General features: G+C 75.6%; 16 protein-coding genes. 10 read left to right on the top strand and 6 right to left on the bottom strand.

Annotated elements, in window-relative coordinates:
• Positions 1-53: 53 nt before the first annotated feature.
• Positions 54-1,091, bottom strand: coding sequence for an N-acetyl-gamma-glutamyl-phosphate reductase (gene argC, locus ACIP5O_RS09450; RefSeq protein ID WP_401290589.1), 1,038 nt, complete (start codon positions 1,089-1,091; stop codon positions 54-56).
• 454 nt (positions 1,092-1,545) lie between these two features.
• Between argC and ACIP5O_RS09445 the strand changes: the two genes are divergently transcribed.
• From ACIP5O_RS09445 to ACIP5O_RS09435, 3 genes are all read left to right on the top strand, one after another.
• Positions 1,546-3,771: a PP2C family protein-serine/threonine phosphatase gene (locus tag ACIP5O_RS09445; RefSeq protein ID WP_401290586.1), complete on the top strand. Its 2,226-nt coding sequence runs from the start codon at positions 1,546-1,548 to the stop codon at positions 3,769-3,771.
• 70 nt (positions 3,772-3,841) lie between these two features.
• On the top strand, positions 3,842-4,339 hold the full coding sequence (locus ACIP5O_RS09440; protein WP_401290583.1) for a DUF2975 domain-containing protein: 498 nt from the start codon (positions 3,842-3,844) through the stop codon (positions 4,337-4,339).
• The gene (locus ACIP5O_RS09435; RefSeq protein WP_401290580.1) at positions 4,339-4,599 is read left to right on the top strand and encodes a helix-turn-helix domain-containing protein; all 261 of its coding nucleotides are present in this window, start codon (positions 4,339-4,341) and stop codon (positions 4,597-4,599) included. The genes ACIP5O_RS09440 and ACIP5O_RS09435 overlap by 1 nt, the downstream gene beginning before the upstream one ends.
• A 58-nt stretch (positions 4,600-4,657) precedes the next feature.
• Here ACIP5O_RS09435 and ACIP5O_RS09430 read toward each other — a convergent pair whose 3' ends face one another.
• Entirely contained in the window at positions 4,658-5,842 is a 1,185-nt protein-coding gene (locus tag ACIP5O_RS09430; RefSeq protein ID WP_401290971.1) for an MFS transporter, read from the bottom strand.
• A gap of 227 nt (positions 5,843-6,069) precedes the next feature.
• On the opposite strand from ACIP5O_RS09430, the gene ACIP5O_RS09425 reads away from it, so the two are divergent.
• From ACIP5O_RS09425 to ACIP5O_RS09395, 7 genes are all read left to right on the top strand, one after another.
• Positions 6,070-7,104 (top strand): ABC transporter substrate-binding protein, encoded by a 1,035-nt coding sequence (locus ACIP5O_RS09425; RefSeq protein WP_401290577.1) that lies wholly within the window; start codon positions 6,070-6,072, stop codon positions 7,102-7,104.
• Between the two features lie 394 nt (positions 7,105-7,498).
• Complete coding sequence (locus ACIP5O_RS09420) at positions 7,499-8,482, top strand: FecCD family ABC transporter permease (RefSeq protein ID WP_401290968.1); 984 nt, start codon at positions 7,499-7,501, stop codon at positions 8,480-8,482.
• Positions 8,479-9,270, top strand: a complete 792-nt coding sequence (locus tag ACIP5O_RS09415) for an ABC transporter ATP-binding protein (protein WP_401290574.1) — start codon at positions 8,479-8,481, stop codon at positions 9,268-9,270. The genes ACIP5O_RS09420 and ACIP5O_RS09415 overlap by 4 nt, the downstream gene beginning before the upstream one ends.
• A 28-nt stretch (positions 9,271-9,298) precedes the next feature.
• Positions 9,299-10,153, top strand: coding sequence for a Rossmann-like domain-containing protein (locus ACIP5O_RS09410; RefSeq protein WP_401290571.1), 855 nt, complete (start codon positions 9,299-9,301; stop codon positions 10,151-10,153).
• Positions 10,150-11,199, top strand: coding sequence for a GHMP kinase (locus ACIP5O_RS09405; RefSeq protein WP_401290568.1), 1,050 nt, complete (start codon positions 10,150-10,152; stop codon positions 11,197-11,199). The genes ACIP5O_RS09410 and ACIP5O_RS09405 overlap by 4 nt, the downstream gene beginning before the upstream one ends.
• On the top strand, positions 11,120-12,136 hold the full coding sequence (locus ACIP5O_RS09400; protein WP_401290565.1) for a pyridoxal-phosphate dependent enzyme: 1,017 nt from the start codon (positions 11,120-11,122) through the stop codon (positions 12,134-12,136). The genes ACIP5O_RS09405 and ACIP5O_RS09400 overlap by 80 nt, the downstream gene beginning before the upstream one ends.
• 69 nt (positions 12,137-12,205) lie before the next feature.
• Positions 12,206-12,946 carry a class I SAM-dependent DNA methyltransferase gene (locus ACIP5O_RS09395; protein WP_401290563.1) on the top strand — a complete coding sequence of 247 codons (741 nt, stop codon included), beginning with the start codon at positions 12,206-12,208 and terminating at the stop codon, positions 12,944-12,946.
• Positions 12,947-13,032: 86 nt separating this feature from the next.
• On the opposite strand, the gene ACIP5O_RS09390 is transcribed toward ACIP5O_RS09395, so the two are convergent.
• From ACIP5O_RS09390 to ACIP5O_RS09375, 4 genes are all read right to left on the bottom strand, one after another.
• Positions 13,033-14,064 carry an iron-containing redox enzyme family protein gene (locus ACIP5O_RS09390; protein WP_401290560.1) on the bottom strand — a complete coding sequence of 344 codons (1,032 nt, stop codon included), beginning with the start codon at positions 14,062-14,064 and terminating at the stop codon, positions 13,033-13,035.
• Positions 14,061-14,351, bottom strand: coding sequence for a CDGSH iron-sulfur domain-containing protein (locus tag ACIP5O_RS09385; RefSeq protein ID WP_401290558.1), 291 nt, complete (start codon positions 14,349-14,351; stop codon positions 14,061-14,063). Before ACIP5O_RS09385 ends, ACIP5O_RS09390 begins: the two co-directional genes overlap by 4 nt.
• Before the next feature lie 97 nt (positions 14,352-14,448).
• Positions 14,449-15,168, bottom strand: coding sequence for a HemK2/MTQ2 family protein methyltransferase (locus ACIP5O_RS09380; protein WP_401290555.1), 720 nt, complete (start codon positions 15,166-15,168; stop codon positions 14,449-14,451).
• A gap of 109 nt (positions 15,169-15,277) precedes the next feature.
• Positions 15,278-15,523 carry a DUF6479 family protein gene (locus ACIP5O_RS09375; RefSeq protein ID WP_401290552.1) on the bottom strand — a complete coding sequence of 82 codons (246 nt, stop codon included), beginning with the start codon at positions 15,521-15,523 and terminating at the stop codon, positions 15,278-15,280.
• Positions 15,524-15,593 lie beyond the last annotated feature (70 nt).

Genomic DNA, 15,593 nt, shown 5'->3' with positions numbered 1-15,593 from the left:
GCGCAGAGGTGCGGGTTTCGTCGTCTGCGGACCGGTGGCTGTGCGTGCGTCGCTCACGGAGTGACTCCATTCGTGGGCAGGCCCAGCCGTTCCGGCAGGCCGAGGGCGACATTCATGCTCTGCACCGCGCCACCCGCGGTGCCCTTCGTCAGGTTGTCGACGGCGCTCACGCAGATCAGCCGGCCGGCGTCCGGGTCCACGGCGATCTGCACCTGGACCGTGTTGGAGCCGAGGACGGCGGCCGTCGAGGGCCACTGCCCGGGCGGCAGCAGCCGGACGAACGGCTCGTCGGCGTAGGCGGACGCGTACGCCTCGCGCACCGCCTCGGGGCCCGCCGCGAGCGCCTCGGGGCGCAGCCGCGCCGAGCAGGTGGCGAGGATGCCCCGGGGCATGGGGGCGAGCGTCGGGGTGAAGGAGACGGTGACGCGCTCACCGGCCGCCCCGGAGAGGTTCTGGACGAGTTCGGGGGTGTGCCGGTGGCCGCCGCCGACCCCGTACGGGGTCATGGAGCCCATCACCTCGGCGCCGAGGAGGTGCGGCTTGAGGGCCCGTCCGGCGCCCGAGGTCCCGCTGGCCGCGACGACCACGACCTCCGGCTCCACGAGCCGGGCCGCGTGCGCGGGGAAGAGCGCGAGCGTGACCGCCGTGGGGTAGCAACCGGGCACGGCGATCCGGGTGGCGCCCTTCAACGCCTCCCGGGCGCCCGGGAGTTCCGGGAGGCCGTACGGCCAGGTCCCGGCGTGCGCGGAGCCGTAGAAGCGCTCCCAGGCCGCCGGGTCGCGCAGACGGAAGTCCGCCCCGCAGTCCACGATCAGCGTGCCGGGGTCCAACTCCCGCGCGTACGCGGCCGACCGCCCGTGCGGCAGGGCCAGGAAGACCACGTCGTGGCCGCGCAGGGCGGCCGCCGAGGTCTCGTCGAGGACCCGGTCCGCGAGCTCGGCCAGCTGCGGCTGTACGGAGCCGAGCGTCCGGCCCGCGCTGCTGTGCGCGGTCACCGCGCCGATCTCCACGCCGGGATGCGACAGCAGCAGGCGGAGGAGCTCCCCGCCCGCGTAGCCGCTCGCACCGGCCACCGCGACCCTTACGGTCATGTTCTTCCGTCTCTCTCCGTACGTGTGGGGGGCGTCGCCCCGGGGAGGGGGCCGCGGAACGCCGTCCCAGGGTGGGGGCGCGGGGTTGCCGGCACGGGCCCCCGGTCGTGCGTCCCGGCGAACGTCTCGCGGCGCCCGGTCGGACGGGGACCGCGCGAAGCGGCCCGGCCCCGGGCGCCCCGGCCCGGCGGACGGGCTCCGCGGCGGGACGGACCACCGGCCGCGCCGCCGTCCGTGGCCCGGTCCGCGCCGCCGTTCCGTGCCGTCGCCGTGGAATCGTTCGCGCTCTTCGGGAAGAACGCGAAAAGCGGATGGGTCCGCACCCCCCTCACCCTTCGATCGGGACTTAGCTGAGCCTAACCTAAGTTGAGCTTCCGTGGGGCTCGCCCGCCGCGGTCCACCGGTGGGCCGGTCCCGTCGAGCGTCCCGGACGGGCCCGGCGTAGGGTCCGGATATGGGAGAGCCCGCGGACGCCGAGGACGTCTTCGGCTCGGGGCGGTTGGACGCCGTCCTCGCCGACGTGATGCGCGACGCCGGGGCCTCGGTCGGCCTCGTCTACCTCCGGGTCCCGGGGGAGAGCATGCTGCGCCTGGCGCTGGTGTCGGGCGTCTCCCAGGAGATCGCCGCCCCCTGGGTCCGCATCCCGGCCGACGCGCCGATCCCGGTGGTCGACGCCATGCGCGACCGGAGCCTCGTCTGGCTCGGCGGCCAGGAGGAGATGGCCCGCCGCTACCCGCGCCTGGGGATCGTGCTGCCGTACGACTTCCTCCTCGCCGCCGCCCCGATCGCCGACGACACCGCCGTGTGGGGCGGGATCGTCCTGCTGTGGCCGGTCTGGCACCCGCCCCGGCTCGACGAGCGCGAGCGCGGGGCGCTCGACGCCTGCGGCCTCCGGGCGGCCGGCCTGCTGCGCCGGGCGGCCGAGCGGGGATCGGCGTCGTACCCCTCCGAGCCGCGCGTCGTGCACCCGGCCCGGCCCCCGGAGTCCGATCCCGTCCTGGCCAGGTCCGCCCTCCACTTCGCCGAACGCCTCCCCTTCGGGTGCTGCGCCCTGGACCTCGACGGACGCCTCACCTTCCTCAACACCGCCGCCGCGGAGCTGCTCCAGGCGGGCGCGGCGGCACTGCTCGGCAAGCGCCCGTGGGAGGTGCTGCTCTGGCTGAACGACCCCCTCTTCGAGGACCGCTACCGCGCGGCGGTGGTCGCCCGCCAGCCGGTGTCGTTCACCGTCGTGCGGCAGCCGGCGACCTGTCTGCTGTTCGAGCTGTACCCGGACGCCACCGGCATCAGCGTCCACATCACCCTGGTGGCGGGACCCTCCGCGACGGGTGCGGGGGAGGGGGCCGGAAGGGAGCCCGGCGCGGGTGCGACGGCCCCGCCGGGGACCTCCGGGACCTCCGAGGCGTACGGGACCTCCGACATGTCCGTCCCCTCCAGGGGCCCGGCCCCGCCCCCTCGGCACGCCGAGCCCGTGGGCGCCGGGGCCGTCTACCACCTCATGCACATGGCGGCGACCCTGGCGGAGGCGGCCGGCGTCCGCGACGTCGTCGAACTCGTCGCCGACCAGATCGTGCCCGCCTTCGGCCCGCAGGGCCTCGTCCTGATGAGCGTGGACGAGGGGCGGCTGCGCATCATCGGCCACCGCGGCTACAGCCGGGAGTTCGTGGACCGGTACGACGGCACGCCCCTGACGGCGCCGGTCGCCGATGCCCAGGTCCTCGCCACCGGCGTCCCCGTCTTCTTCACCGGCCCCGAGGACCTGTACCGCGCCCACCCCCACGCCCCGCGCTACGAGGACCGCTCCGCCTGGGCGTTCCTGCCGCTGATCGCCTCCGGCCGCCCGGTGGGCTCCCTGATCCTCTCGTACGCCCGGCCGCGTCCCTTCCCGGCGGCCGAACGGGCCATGCTCACCTCCCTGGCGGGCCTCATCGCCCAGGCCCTCGCCCGGGCCCGGCTCTACGACGCCAAGCACTCCCTCGCGCACAGCCTCCAGACCAGCCTGCTCCCGCACGGCCTGGTCCCGCTGCCGGGGGTCGGGGTCGCCGCCCGCTACCTGCCGGCGGGTCACGGCATGGACGTGGGCGGCGACTTCTACGACCTCATCCGCGCCGCGCCCGGCACCTTCATCGCCGTCATCGGCGACGTCCAGGGGCACGACCCGAACGCCGCCGCCCTCATGGGGCAGGTGCGCACCGCCGTCCACGCGCACGCGACGGCCGGCGCGTCCCCCGGCGACGTCCTCGACCGCACCAACCGGCTCCTGAACGACCTGGACCCGGACCGCTTCACCAGCTGCCTGATCGTCGAACTCGACCCGGCCCGCCACCGCCTGCGGCTCGCCACGGCGGGCCATCCGCCGCCGCTCCTGCGCGGACCCGACGGCCGGACCCGCCTCCTGGAGGCCCCGCCGGGCCTCCTCCTCGGGATCGCCCCGGACGTCGCGTACGCCACCACCGAGGTGCCCTGGGAGCCCGGTTCGGTCCTCGCCCTCTACACCGACGGCCTCGTCGAGACGCCCGGCGTCGACATCGGCACGGCCACGGCGGAGCTGTCCGGCCGTCTCTCGCGGTCCCGGACCGAGGACCTCGAGGCCCTCGCGGACGGCCTGATCCGGCACGTGAAGGACCCCGCGCACCGCACCGACGACGTCGCCCTCCTGCTCGTCCGCCACGAACCCTGAGGACCGTCCCCCTTGCTACACCTATCGAAAATCGATAGCTTGTTATCGGTTTTCGATCGAAGGGGATGTCATGGGGAAGCTGACGGTGCTCGCCCTGCGGGCCGTGCTCGTGGGACTGCTCGCGGGTTCGGTCTTCGTGGAGGCGGTGATGGTGCCGCTCCTGGCCGCCGACCTGAACGGGCTCCGGCCGGAGTACGCCCACCTGCGCACGCCGATGCTCGTGCTCCTGGTCCTGGGCGCGCTGACGGCGCAGACCGTCCTGGTCTGCGTGTGGCGGCTCGTGACGATGGTGCGGCGCGGCACGGTGTTCTCGCACGCGGCCTTCCGCTACGTGGACGTCGTCACCGGCGCCTTCGCCGCGGGCGCCGCCCTGGTGTTCGCGTTCGCCGTGCTCCTCGCGCCCGGCGAGGCCGTCGCCCCGGGCGTCGTGCTCCTGATCTGCGGGGCGAGCCTGGCGGTCCTGGGCGTGGCCCTGATCGTGCTCGTACTGCGGACGCTGCTCGCTCAGGCCGTCGAGCGCGAGGCCGAGGCGACGCGGATGCGGGCCGAGCTCGCCGAGGTGATCTGATGCCGATCGTCGTGGACGTCGACGTGATGCTGGCCCGGCGCAAGATGTCGGTGGGCGAGCTCGCGGAACGCGTGGGCATCACCCCGGCCAACCTCGCCGTGCTCAAGAACGGGCGCGCCAAGGCGGTGCGCTTCACCACCCTCGGCGCCCTCTGCGAGGTCCTCGACTGCCAGCCGGGCGACCTGCTCCGCTGGGAGCCGGAGCCCGGGGCGGAGGAGGACGCGGCCGAGGGGGCCGTGGCGGCCGGCGGGAACGGCTGACGGACGCGCCGGGAGGGGAGCGTCCCTCCCGGCGCGCCGCGCGTGCGGTGACGGGGGATCAGTCCGCCGGCTTCGGAGCCGTACGGGAGAAGTGGCGGGCGGTGGGGACGAGCGCCGCACCGGCCGGTACGAGGAAGCAGGCGGCGGCGCACACGGCGAGCACCGGAGCGGCGCCGAACGCCCCGACGGCCGGGGCGATCAGGGCGAGGCCGACCGGCGCGAGGCCGTAGGAGACCAGGAAGTCCAGCGAGGAGACGCGGGCCAGTTTGTCCGGGGCCACCTCCCGCTGAGTGGCCGTGAACCAGGGCACGTTGAACAGCTCGATGCCGATCCCGGCGACGGCGTACGCGACGACGACCGCGACCGGGTGCACGGGCAGCATCAGGCTCAGCGGCGCGAAGCCGTACGCGGCCAGGCCCGCGAGGGCCGCCCAGCCCCGGGAGCGCGGCCGCCACCGGGCGACGACCAGCGCCCCGGCGAGCGCGCCCACGGTGTACGCGGTCATGGCCGAGGCCAGGACCCACGTGGTGCCGTAGCGGTCCCGGCTGATCAGGGGCAGGGCCACGCTGGTCGCCGAGTAGCCGAGGGCGACGACCGCGACGAGGGCGGCGAGTCCGGCCAGGAACCAGGGGTGCCTGCGCGCCTCGCGTATGCCCTCCGCGAACTCGGCGCGGAACCCCGTGCGCCGACCGGGTTCGGCGACCGGCGGCGCCGTGGCCGCCCCCCCGCCCGGGACGAGCGCGGCCACCAGCCACAGCAGGCCGATGCCGAGCAGCAGCGCCCGGACGTCGAGGACGGCCGCGAGCAGCGCGGTCAGGGCGGGCCCGGCGAGGGTGGAGCTCCGCACCGCCAGGGTCATGGCCGCGTTGGCCTGTTGGCGCCGTTCGGGGTCCACGGTCTCGGCCGTGAGCGCCTGGAACGCCGGGCGGCAGGCGCCCTGTCCGGCCCCCGCGAGCGCGGCCGCCGCCGTCATCAGGACGAGCGAGCGGCCGAGTCCGGCGGCGAGGAGGGGCGCGGCGAACGCCGCCGCGAGGGCCGACCAGAGGACGACCGCGCGGCGCGAGTGCCGGTCCGCGAGGACTCCGCCGACGGCGACGGCGACGAGGAACCCGGCAGTGCGCGCGGCGAGGACGAGCCCGAGGCCGGCGGCGCCGAGGTCGCGGTGGAGCACGGCGAGTCCGAGGACGAAGGGCAGGGCCCAGGTCGCGAGCCCGGAGGCGGTGGTGCCCGCCCACAGGCGCAGGAACGCGAGCTCGCGCAGGACCGAACGCGGTGGCGGGACGGGGGACTTGGCCGCTGCGGGGGTGGGTGTGGTGGTCACGGCGTGGAGGCTCCTCGGGGGCGGCAGGGCGGCTCGGGAAACCGCCCGGGGGTCGTTACTGGAAATGATTTCCATTACAGTACCCTTCGAACGCGGCACTCCTGCCCGGTGCGCCACCACGCCCGCCCTCCCAGACCGGAGACCACCCCATGCGCCACCCCGCCCGCCTCGGCATCGCCCTCACCCTCGTCCTCGCCACCGCCGGCTGCTCCTCGGCGGCCGTCGACGGCCCGGGGAAGGGCGCCGCTCCCTCCGGCCGGGCCTCCGCCGAGACGGTCTCCCTGACCAGTTGCGGCCGCCCGATAAGCCTCTCCGGACCCCCGAGCCGGGCCGTCGCCCTCGACCAGACCTCGACCGAGACCCTGCTCGAACTCGGCCTCCAGGACCGGATGGCGGGCACGGCCAACCTCAAGACGAAGATCCCCGCCCGGTACGGGGCCGCCTACGCCCGGGTCCCCGTCATCGCGCCGAAGATCGCCACCGGCGAACAACTGCGCGCCGCCACCCCCGACTTCGTCGTCGCCGGCTCCTCGGACCTCTACACCGAGGACCGGGCCGGCACCCGCGAGGAGCTGGACGCCCTGAAGGTCCCCACCTTCGTCAGCGCCGTCGACTGCCCGGAGCGGAACCCCGCCGGCCGGACCCCCTTCGAACTGCTCTTCTCCGACTACGAGAACCTGGGCCGGGTCTTCGGCGTCGAGGACCGCGCCGGGAGGCTCGCCGCCGGCCAGCGCGCCGCCGTGGCCGCGGCCGCGAAGACCGGCGCGAAGACGCCCCGCGAGGGGGACCGGCCCACCGTGGTCTACCTCTACTCCGTCTTCAACGGCATGCCGTACGTGGCGGGCGGGACGAGCCTGCCCAGCGAGATGAGCCGGATCATCGGCGCGAAGAACGCCTTCGACGACATCGCCGAGGACTGGCCGGAGGTCTCCTGGGAGGAGGTCGCGAAGCGCGACCCGGACGTCATCATGATCGGCGACCTCTCCGAGCGCGGCCGGCCCGGCGACAGCGCCGCCGAGAAGCGCGCCACGATGACCCGGCACCCGGTGATCTCCCGCCTGCCCGCCGTCCGCGACGACAGGATCATCGAGGTCCCGGGCATCGAACTGGACCCCTCGGTGCGCTCCGTGCACACCCTCGGACTCCTCGCGGACGGCATGGGGAAGCTCGGCCGTGCCCGCTGACCCGACGACCCGCGAGAGCCCGGCGTCCCCGAAGTCCCCGCCCCCGGAGGACCTCACGCCCCCGCCGGACCTGCTGCTCCCGGCGGCCAGGGGGTGGAAGGCGACCGGGGACGGAGCGACGGACGGGCCTCCCGGCCCCACCCCGGGCCCCCTCGCGCCCCTCCCTCCCGGCCCCGCCCCGGCCTCCGACGCACCCGCCTCTCCGGGCTCCACTGCTCCCGTTCCTCCCGGCTCCATCGCACCCGCCTCTCCGGGCTCCACCGCTCCCGTCCCTCCCGGCTCCATCGCACCCGCCTCTCCGGGCTCCACCGCTCCCGTCCCTCCCGGCTCCAACGGACCCGCCTCTCCGGGCTCCACCACGCCCGTTCCTCCCGCGCGGGTCCTCCTCCTCTTCCTGCTCGCCGCAGGCGTCCTCGCCGGCTCGGTCGCGGCGGCCGTGCGCATCGGCACCGCGGACGTCGCGTGGTCCGGCCTCGCCCGCGCCCTCGGCACCCGACTCGGCCTGGACGTCGAGCCGTTGCCCCCGCTGATCGACTCCCTCGTCTGGGACCTGCGGCTGCCGCGCGTCCTGATGGCCGCCCTCGTCGGCGCCTCGCTCGCCGTCTGCGGCACGGTCCTCCAGGCGGTCACCCGCAACGCGCTCGCCGACCCCTATCTGCTCGGCGTCTCCTCGGGCGCCTCGACCGGGGCCGTCGCCGTGATCGTCCTCGGCGTGGGCGCGGGCACCCTCGGGATCACCGGCGGCGCGCTCCTCGGGGCGCTGCTCTCCTTCGGACTGCTCCTGCTGCTCCTGAGGCGCACCGGACTCGACTCGGTCCGCATCGTCCTGACCGGCGTCGTCGTCGGCCAGCTCTTCGCCGCGCTGACCTCGCTCGTCCTGATGGCCTCGGCGGACGCGGACACCACCCGGGCCGTCACCCACTGGCTGCTCGGCTCGATGGCGCCCGCCCGCTGGGACACCGTCGTGATCTGCGCCGTCGTCACCCCGCTGGGCCTGGTGGCCGCGTGGCTGTGCGCGAACGCCCTCGACGGCCTCGCGTTCGGCGCCGACACCGCCGCCTCCCTCGGCATCGGCGTCCGGCACACCCGCCTGCTGCTGCTCGTCGTCACGGCCGTCCTGACCGCCGTGGCCGTGGCCACCGTCGGCGCCATCGGCTTCGTCGGCCTGATCGTCCCCCACGGGGTGCGGTTCCTCGTCGGCCCCACGCACCGGGTGCTCCTGCCGTACGCGGCCCTCGCCGGCGCGGTGTTCCTGGTGTGGACCGACGCGCTCGCCCGGATCGCCTTCGCCCCCCGCGAGGTCCCGGTCGGCGTGATCACCGCCCTGCTGGGCGTCCCGCTCTTCCTCCTCGTCCTGCGCAGGCGGGGTGAGCTGTGAGGATCACCGCCGAAGCGCTGAGCTGGTCGGTGGCGGGCACCCGGATCGTCCACGACGTCACCGTGGACGTCGCGCCGGGGGAGACCGTCGGACTCCTCGGCCCCAACGGCTCCGGCAAGTCCTCGCTGCTGCGCTGCCTGGCCGGCCTGCGGACCCCCGACACCGGCACGGTCCGGTACGACGGCGCGCCCGTACGGGACTGGAGCGCGCGCCGGATCGCCCGTCACGTCGCCTTCGTCGAACAGGACGCGGCCGCCGACAGCGACCTGCGGGTCGCCGACGTCGTCGGCCTGGGCCGCACCCCCTTCCGGGACCGCTGGCGCGGGCCGGACGCGACCGACCGGGCGGTGGTCGCCGCCGCCCTCGACCGCGTCGGGCTCACCGCGCTCGCCGGCCGCTCCTGGCGGGCCCTGTCGGGCGGCGAGCGGCAGCGCGCCCACATCGCCCGCGCGCTCGCCCAGCAGCCGTACGGACTGCTGCTCGACGAACCCACCAACCACCTGGACGTCCGGCACCAGTTGGAGCTGATGGAGCTCCTGACCGGGGCCGGCCGGACGGTCCTGGTCGCGCTGCACGACCTGTCGCTCGCCGCCCGCTACTGCGACCGGCTGCTGCTCCTGCACCACGGGCGCCTGGTCGCCCGGGGCACCCCCGCCGAGGTCCTGACCGCCGACCGCCTCGCCGAGGTCTTCGAGGTCGACGCCGCGCTCACCACCGACGCCCTCGGCCACCCCGTCGTCGCCTACCGGGGCCCCCTCGGCACCCGGACCGCGGCACCCCTTCCGTAAGAACCCCCCTTCCCGGACAAGGAGACCCATGAGCGGAACGCGAACCACCCCCGCCACCACACCCGTCACCACCGCACCGGCCGTCGACGCGCTCGTCGAGGAGGTCCTCGCGGGCGTCCACGGCCCGCCGCCCGCCGAGACCGTCGCGACCAGCGTCTTCTGGATCCACCACGGCACCCGCCTGGCCGGCGGCGACACCACCTACCTCAACCAGTACGTGCTCGTCCGCCTCGGCGGCTCCTTCGGCGGCTGCGCCTTCGAGGCCGGCGACATCGACCCCGCGATCTGCCGGGAGGCCTCCGGCACCCCGCTCGACGTCCTGCTGCGCGAGGCCCCCCGCCCGCTGCGGATCGCCGCCCTGGACGCCTACCTCTCCGAGGCCCGGCCCCACCGCGCCGCCGAGGACGCCGAGCCCGTCGTCCTGCCCGCCGGCACCCCCGAGGTCCGGGCCCGGGCCCGCGACGCGGCCATCGCGGGCCTCCTCGACATCGCGCCGGGCGCCGAGGTCGGCCTCATCGGCGTCGTCAACCCCCTGGTCGCGGCCATCCGCGAGCGCGGCGGCACCCCCCTGCCCTGCGACTTCAACCTGAAGGCCACCCAGTGGGGCGACCCCGTCACCACCGACATGCACGAGGTCCTCGACCGCGCCGAGGCCGTCGTCGCCACCGGCATGACCCTCGGCAACGGCTCGTTCGACACCATCCTGGAGCGCTGTCGCACCCGGGGCGTCCCGCTCGTCGTCTACGCCCAGTCCGGCAGCGCCGTCGCCCGCGCCTTCCTCGGCTCGGGCGTCACCGCCCTCTCCGCCGAGCCGTTCCCCTTCTCCCAGTTCAGCGCCGAGGAAACGATCCTGTACCGCTACCGGACGGCGGACGGCACGTGACGCCCACGTCCCGCCCGACGACCACCCGTCCGACACCCGCCCACCCCCGCACCGGCGCCGGATCCGCCCCCTGCCACCACGGCGAACTCCTCCAGGGCGTCTTCCTCGACGCCGCCGGGCGCCGGTGCGCCGGCCTGGTCACCCTCCCCCTGGACGGCCCCGGCAGCGCCGCCGTGTTCGTCCCCCGGCCGGGCACCCCGCCCGAGGCGGTCGCCGTCGTCCCCGCGGGCCGCACCAAAGCGGCCGGGGCCGCCGCCCTCGCCGTGGCGGAGTGCGCGCGGCGGACCGGCCTCCCCGCCTGCGGCGGGGAGGTGCGGCTCACCGGCGACATCCCGGTGGGCCTGGGCATGGGCAGCTCCACCAGCGACGTCCTCGCCACCCTGCGCGCGGTCGCGGACGCGTACGGACTGCGGCTCGACCCCGCCACCACCGCCCGTCTCGCCGTACGGGCCGAGACCGCCTCCGACCCGCTGATGCTCGACGGCCGCCCGGTCCTCTTCGCCCAGCGCGAGGGCCGCGTCCTGGAGACCCTCGGCCCCGCCCTGCCCCCGCTGACCGTCGTGGGCTGCGCCCTCGGCGGGGGCGCGCCCGTGGACACCCTGTCCCTGCCCGTGCGCGATCCCGAGGACGCCGACGAGGCGGACGTACGGGCCGGGGAGCGGCTGCGGGCGCTGCTGCGCCGGGCGGTCGCCACCGGGGACGCGCGCCTGCTTGGCGCGGTCGCCACCGCCAGCGCCCGCCGGGGCCAACGGGCCCTCGGCCACCCCGAGTTCGACGCCCTGACCGGCATCGCCCGGCGGGCCGGGGCGGTCGGGGTGCAGATCGCGCACAGCGGCGCCGTGGCGGGCGTCCTCTTCGACCCGGCCGCCCCCGGCCCGCACCGCCGCGTGGACGCCTGTCTGCGCGCCCTGGACGCCCACGGCATCCCCGTCACCCGGACCTTCACGACCAGCAAGGAGCTCCCGCATGGACCAGCACGTCGCGGAGTCGATCGGCCGGCCGGACCTTATACGGCTCGACGACCGGCTCGTCTGTCTGCGCTTTGAGACGATGAAGGTGGTGTCCGCCCTCGCCGCCGTGCGCCACCTGCTCGACACCCGGGCGGTGCGCCCCGGGGACACCCTCGTCGACAGCTCCAGCGGCATCTACGCGTACGCCCTCGCCCTGGCCTGCCACCGCTACGGCATGCGCTGCCACATCGTCGGTTCGACGACCGTCGACCACACCCTGGCCGTCCAGCTCGCCGTCCTCGGGGCGACCCTGGAACGGATGGAACCCTGCGACGACCTGAAGCTCGACCAGAAACGGCGGGTGGCGAGGATCCACGAGATCCTCGCCGCCCACCCCGAGTACCACTGGATGCGGCAGTACCACGACGACGTCCACTACCTCGGCTACCGGGCCGTCGCCGACCGGATCCGCGAGACGCTCGGCACCGAGCGGCTCACCGTCGTCGGCGGGGTCGGCTCCGGCGCCTCCACGGGCGCCCTCGCCCGCTACCTGCGCGAGGTCCCCGGGGGCGGGGCCGACGTCGAACTCGTCGGCGTCCAGCCGTACGGCAGCGTCACCTTCGGCTCCGCGCACGTCTCCGACCCCGAGATCATCATCGCCGGGATCGGCAGTTCCATCCCCTTCGGGAACGTCTCCCACGAGCTGTACGACACCCTGCACTGGATCTCCTTCGACGCCGCCCTCGCCGGTGGCGTCGACCTGCTGCGGCGGCACGCCGTCTTCGCGGGCCTGTCCACCGGCGCCGGCTACCTCGCGGCCCGCCACGAACGCGACCGCGCCCCCGGCCGCACGGTCCTCTTCGTCGCCGCCGACACCGGGCACCGCTACGTCGACACCGTCCACGCCCGGCACGGAGGGGCCGCCCGGATCGAGGACCTCGCCCCGCGCGAGGTGACCGACCGGAACGACCTCGCCCTGCCGTGGTCCCGGATGCGCTGGAACCGCGGCCCGGCCCCGGAGGGAATCCTCTGACACCCGCCCGCGGCGCCGGGAGACAAATGCGTCGACAACGCCCCCCGGCACCCGGCAGAGTGGCCGGTCATGACGAGCAGCGAGCTGTGGACCCGTGAGACCGCCGAACGCTACGACGCCGGGGAGACCGAGATGTCCTCGGCCGCCGTCCTCGGACCGACCCTCGACTTCCTCGCCGAACTCGCCGGAGACGGCCGGGCGCTGGAGTTCGCCATCGGGACCGGACGCGTGGGCGTCCCGCTCCGGGAACGCGGCGTGCCGGTGGTGGGCGTCGAACTGTCCGAGCACATGGCGGCGGTGCTGCGGCGCAAGGTCGACGAGGACGCGCTCCCCGTGGTCGTCGGGGACATGGCTACCACCGTCGTCCCCGGCGGGTTCGGCCTGGTCTACCTCGTCTACAACACCATCACGAACCTGCTCACGCAGGACGAGCAGGTCGAGTGCTTCCGCAACGCCGCACGTCATCTGGAGCCCGGCGGCCGGTTCGTCGTCGAGCTGGGCGTCCCGCCGCTGCGGTTCCTGCCGCCCGGACAGGTCGCGGTGCCGTTCGACGTCTCCGAACGGCACCTCGGCTTCGACACCTTCGACCTGGTCGAGCAGGTCCTCGTCTCCCACCACCTCACCCGCGACGGCGAGGACGGCCGCTACCGCCGGGACGCCTCCCGGCACCGCTACGCCTGGCCGGCCGAGCTCGACCTGATGGCACGGATCGCCGGGCTCGCGCTCGAACGCCGCGTCGCGGACTGGGACGGGACCCCGTTCACCCAGGACTCCACGAAGCACGTCTCCGTCTGGCGCAAGCCGGCCTGAGACCGGCCACCAAGCCGACGGGGTCACTTCCCGGGCACCCTCCGGGGCCGCGACGGCGCGAACCCCCCGCCCGCCACGAAGGATCCCTAGAGGGCGTCCACGGCGTCGAGCGGAGCCCGCAGCGCGCTCCGGCCGTTCTCCCAGGACTCCAGCACGTGCGCCCCGAGCCGGTCCTCCAGGAACCCCGTCGCCGCGATGCCGAGGGCGACGTCGGACGCGAGGTCCGGCTCGTCCTCCAGGAGGCCGCCCACGGCCTCCCGGCGCACCAGCTGCTCGTGGACGGCGTCGGCCTCCACGTGCTCGTCGTAGTACCGCTCCGCCGCCGGTCCCGCGCCCGTCCGCCGCATGGCCTCGGCGAGCCGGGCGGCGGCCGGCGGCGAGGTCACCTCGACGACGGCGAAGTGCCCCACGAGCGCGCCGCGCAGCCGCCGGTGGAGGGCGAGCAGGGTCGACAGGTTCACGGCCGCCAGCGTCTCGGCCCCGACCGCGTCCACGTACCGCCCGTACTCCGGGTCGAGCCCCAGGTCCACCATCAGCTCGGCGTAGAGCCGCTCGTGCATGCGCTCGGCCCGCCCGCAGCCGAACTCGTCGTACTCGATCGCGACCATCGCCGCCTTGGCGCGGCCGCGCAGCCGGGGGATCACCCAGAGGTACGGGTCGGCCTCCCGGAGCTGCGACACGGAGCGGAGCGCCGCGTACTCCCGCACCTGCCACCGCTCCCCCCGCGAGGCGAGGAACGCGGAGACGCCGGTGGCCTCGGCGGGTTCCACGAGGAGGGCGCCCAGCTCCTCGTCCACGTCCCCGTGGTGCCGGCAGTCGTGGCGCAGCGCGCTCTCGAAGCGGTGCTCCAGGAGCGCCCGGGTCCTGAGCAGGTGCGGGTCCCATTCGAGGGTGTCGGGGACACCGTCGTAGCCCCGGTAGTGCAGGGCGTAGCAGAGGTGCAGCGCGAGCTGGAGGTCCTCGCCGTACGGGTCGCAGCGCGCGATCTCCGGGCCGTCGGGCAGCGCCCCGGGATCGCCGAGCAGCCGTCGCCGGACCGCCCGCGACACCTCGCCGCGTGCCTCGGGGACCTCGGGTGCTCCGGAGGCCGTACGGAGGATCTGCGGGGCGGCGGTCATGGGGTCGGGTCCTCCGGGGAGTCGGCCGCCGGGCGGGGACGCCGCTGCCGGTGGCGGTGGCTGGTGTCGCAGAACGGGGCCCGCTTGCTGCGCCGGCACATGCACAGGGCGACCGTCGGCCGCTCGCAGTGCCGCACCGATCCGTCGGGCATGACGACGTCCACCGGCCCTTCGACGAGCATCGGCCCGTCGTCCAGGGGCCGGACCAGGGTCGGCGCGCCCCGCGCGGGGCCTTCCGTCCGCACCGGGGGCGCGGCCCCGGGCCGTGCGTCCGGGGAAGGGGACATCACACACCACCCATCGGATATCTCGTTTCTCTGCTGCGCGGCTGCCCCGCCGGACCGTGCCCATGCGCGGGCGGTGCGGCGGGGAGGAGCCGGGGGGTCACGCGCGGGACGCGCGGATCACGACGAGGTCCTCGGTGCGCGTCCCGGGCGGGACGAGCCCCCGGGCGGCGAACCAGTCCTCGCGGGAGGCCATCACCGGGCCGAAGGGCTGGACGAGGCGGTCGGCCACCCGGGCGCGCAGCCCGGCCCGGCGCAGCCCGTCCAGGGTGGCGGTGACGCCGGAGAGCGACGACTGCACGACGAGCAGCGTCCCCGAGGAGGTGAGCAGCCGGGGCACCCGTTCGCAGACCCGGTCGAGGAGGAGTCGCCCGTCCGTCCCCGCGTCCCAGGCGCGTCTCCTGCCGCGGGCGGGCAGCGCGGGGTCCTCGCAGGGCACGTACGGCGGGTTCACGGTGATCAGGTCGAAGCGCTCGTGCGCCACCGGGGCCTCCAGGTCGCCCCGGAGGAGCCGCACCCGGCAGCGGTGCCGGAGCGCGTTGAGACGGGCCGTGGTGACGGCCGCGCGGGAGATGTCCACGGCGGTGGCCCGCGTGCCCCGCAGGGCGGAGGCGACCGCCACGACGCCGGTCCCGGTGCACAGGTCGAGCGACCGCATGCCGCTCCGGAACTCCTCGCGCGCCAGGTTCGCGAGCAACAGCTCGGTGTCCCCCTGGGGCGCGTACACCCCGGGGAGCCGGTAGACGCGCGGCACGTCCGCCGGTCCGTGTCCGAGCGGCGCGGCGAAGCCCTCGCCGACGGAAGGGGTCACCTGGGTCACAGCGATCGCCCTCCCGTCCGGAACGGGGCGCCGGGGGCCCGGAGCACGTGGCCCGCCGGCGCGGACGCCTTCTCGGAGATCCTCGCCGAGATCCTCATGGCCCCGCTCCTCAGCGGCCCTGGTCCCGCTCGGACTCCTCCGGCGGTTGCCAGGAGTCCCGCCTCGCCTCGGCCGCCGGGGGCTGCGCCACGCCGGGGGCCTGCCTCCGCCGGGCCACCCGCCGGGAACCCCACCAGAACGCGCCGATCAGCAGGGCCGCCACCACCACTCCGACCACGATCAGCAGGAGCGAGGAAGAGCCCTTGGCGGCCAGGAGGGAAGGCGGTGCGGCGGCGGGGAGAAAGGAGAGAAGCATGATCGCCCTTCCTGTCGGAGACGGGGCAGTTCGTTCGGAACGGCGGCTACCCTCGCGGAGAAGATCCATT

The organism is Streptomyces sp. NPDC088915 (assembly GCF_044749825.1).
Taxonomy (GTDB): Bacteria; Actinomycetota; Actinomycetes; order Streptomycetales; family Streptomycetaceae; genus Streptomyces.
The sequence above is the reverse complement of the archived record's forward strand: the minus strand, read 5'-3'. Positions and strand labels throughout refer to the sequence as shown.